Below are 2,957 nucleotides of genomic sequence, written 5' to 3'. Positions count from 1 at the left end.
ATGGCCGGGAGTTTGCGCACGATCAGCACGCCCGTCGCCACGGGCACCGCCAGCAACCAGGGCGTGATGCGGAACGTCCCGCGCAATGACTCGGCATACATCCCGGCATGCGTGCCGCCCGTATGGTCGAGCGTCAGCCCCGCGATGACGAAAACCGCCAGCGCGATGACGAACGACGGGACGGTCGTATACAACATGTAACGGATGTGCGTGAAAATCGGCACCCCGACGGTCGACGAGGCAAGCACCGTGGTATCGGACAGGAGCGAGAGCTTGTCGCCGAAATAAGCGCCGGAGATGATCGCGCCCGCGATCCACCCTTCGGGGAAACCCATGGCCTGCCCGGTGCCCATCAGCGCCACGCCGATCGTGGCGATCGTCGTCCACGAACTGCCGGTCATCAGCGAAACGCCCGCGCAGATGACGCACGAGGCAACCAGGAAGAACGAGGGGTGCAGGATCTTCAGCCCGTAATAGATCATCGTCGGCACCACGCCGCTCACCATCCACGACCCGGCTATGGCGCCGATCAGCAGCAGGATGATGATTGCCGAAGCCGAAGCCCGGATGTTGTCGATGATCGCCTCTTCCAAGACCGCCCACTTGCAGCGGTAAATGCCGATGGCCAGCATGACGCAGACCGACGTGGCCGACAACAGTGCGATCTGGCTGCCGCCGTTGATCGCGTCCCCGCCGAAACAGCGGATGACCACGTAAAGCAGCAGCGTCAGCACCGCCAGCGGCAACACCGACACCCACGGCGAAGGCTGTTTGGCCGCATATTCTTTCATTTCCGGATTCCCATTAACCATACGGACGGCAAAAATACGAAAAACTTACCACATATCCGCACGCCCGGCACCGGGGATAACCATTTCCGGCCGGAAGATATGCGCGTGCAACTTTTCCGGGCGCATTGTTTTTTATTTCCGAAATTTTATCTATTTTTGGTAAAAGATAGCGACGGATATGGCGGCACAAACAATCAAAAAGATCTTCCGGTTCTACCTCGACGGGTTCCGGAGCATGACAGTAGGCAAAACCCTGTGGGCCATCATCCTGGTCAAGCTGTTCATCCTGTTCGCAATCCTCAAGGTATTCTTTTTTCCCGATTTCCTGGCCGGGCAGAGCCCCGAAGAGCGCAGCCGTTCGGTCATGAAAGAACTAACCCCCGACAAATAACCATCGCTTATGTTATCTGATTATCTACAAACAGTCGACTGGTCGCGTGCGCAATTCGCCATGACGGCCATTTACCACTGGCTTTTCGTCCCGCTCACGCTGGGGCTGGGGTTCATCATCGCCATCATGGAGACCCTTTACGTCCGCACGGGTGATGAGTTCTGGAAGCGCACGACCAAATTCTGGATGCGCCTGTTCGGCATCAACTTCGCCATCGGCGTGGCAACGGGCATCATCCTCGAATTCGAGTTCGGCACCAACTGGTCGAACTACTCGCATTTCGTGGGCGACATCTTCGGTGCCCCGCTGGCCGTCGAAGGCATCATGGCCTTCTTCATGGAGAGCACCTTCATCGCCATCATGTTCTTCGGCTGGAACAAGGTCTCGAAAGGCTTCCACCTCACGGCGACATGGCTCACGGCCATCGGCGCGAACCTCTCGGCACTGTGGATCCTGGTCGCCAACGCCTGGATGCAGCACCCCGTGGGATGTACGTTCAACCTCGAAACCGTACGCAACGAAATGATCTCGTTCTGGCAGGTACTCTTCTCGCCCGTGGCGATGAACAAGTTCTTCCACACCATCACCTCGTCGTTCGTGCTGGCGGCACTGTTCGTCGTGGGCGTCAGCGCCTGGTATCTGCTCCGGCACCGCGAACAGAAGATGGCCTGCAAGAGCATCGCCATCGCCTCGGCTTTCGGCTTCGTATTCGCGCTCGTCACGGCGATGACGGGCGACAAGTCGGGCGCCGTCATCGCCCGCGTGCAGCCGATGAAACTCGCAGCCATGGAGGCACTCTACGACGGGCAGCAGGGTGCGCCCCTGACGGCCATCGGCATCGTGAGGCCGGAGGCGGAACGCACCTCGAACGAGGACGCATTCTATTTCAAGATCGACATCCCGAAACTGCTCTCGATCATGAGTTTCCGCGACGCCGACGCCTATGTGGCGGGCATCAACGACCTGGTGAACGGCAACGAGAAATACGGCGTGATGTCGGCCGCGGAGAAGATGGAGCGGGGCCGCGTCGCCGTGGGTGAACTGGCCCGTTACCGGGCGGCACTCGAGGCCGGCGACCAGGCGGTGATCGACCAAATCACCGCCAAGTTCGACCCCTCGAAGCCCGAAGGCGAGGAGTTCCTGCGCGAATATTTCGCCTATTTCGGGTACGGCTACCTCGACACCCCGCAGCAGATCGTCCCCAACGTACCGCTGCTCTTCTACTCGTTCCGTGTGATGGTCGGTGCCGGGTGCTTCTTCATCCTGCTGCTGGGCGTCATCTGGTGGCTCAACCGCAAGGATAAACTGGCGGACAGGCGCTGGCTGCTGCGGGTCGCCGTATGGTCGATCCCGCTGGCCTACCTCGCTTCGCAGGCCGGCTGGGTGCTGGCCGAGGTCGGACGCCAGCCGTGGGCCATCCAGGATCTGATGCCCGTGGGCATCGCGGCCTCGAAGATCGGCCCCGGGTCGGTATCGGCCACCTTCTTCATCTTCCTCGCACTCTTCACGGCGTTGCTGATCGCCGAGCTGAGCATCATGTTCCGCCAGATCAAAATCGGGCCCGAAAACGAAAAACAGTAAACGACTATGGATACCCTAACACTCTTGCAACACTATTGGTGGCTGATTATCTCCCTGCTGGGGGCACTGCTCGTATTCCTGCTCTTCGTACAGGGTGGGCAGGGGCTGCTCTACGACATCGGCAAGACCGAAGAGGAACGTAACATGCTGGTCAACTCGCTGGGCCGCAAATGGGAATTCACCTTCACGACGCT

The 2,957-nt window shown here is 59.7% G+C and carries 4 protein-coding genes; 3 read left to right on the top strand and 1 reads right to left on the bottom strand.

Annotated features, from left to right (window positions below; translation table 11 throughout):
• The coding region (locus QVP03_RS10995) for a Na+/H+ antiporter NhaC family protein (protein ID WP_288210776.1) at positions 1–791 on the bottom strand (791 nt) is incomplete at its 3' end.
• A gap of 178 nt (positions 792–969) precedes the next feature.
• Here QVP03_RS10995 and QVP03_RS10990 point away from each other — a divergent pair.
• From QVP03_RS10990 to QVP03_RS10980, 3 genes are all read left to right on the top strand, one after another.
• On the top strand, positions 970–1,182 hold the full coding sequence (locus QVP03_RS10990) for a DUF4492 domain-containing protein (RefSeq protein ID WP_018696693.1): 213 nt from the start codon (positions 970–972) through the stop codon (positions 1,180–1,182).
• A gap of 9 nt (positions 1,183–1,191) precedes the next feature.
• A complete protein-coding gene (locus QVP03_RS10985; RefSeq protein ID WP_022333481.1) occupies positions 1,192–2,763 on the top strand; it encodes a cytochrome ubiquinol oxidase subunit I in 1,572 nt (523 codons plus the stop codon).
• A 6-nt stretch (positions 2,764–2,769) separates the two neighbouring features.
• The coding region (locus QVP03_RS10980; RefSeq protein WP_288210775.1) for a cytochrome d ubiquinol oxidase subunit II at positions 2,770–2,957 on the top strand (188 nt) is incomplete at its 3' end.

This window comes from Alistipes sp. CAG:29, from assembly GCF_000435435.1.
GTDB classification, from domain to species: Bacteria; Bacteroidota; Bacteroidia; order Bacteroidales; family Rikenellaceae; genus Alistipes; species Alistipes onderdonkii.
This window is presented reverse-complemented; position numbering and strand designations above follow the sequence as displayed.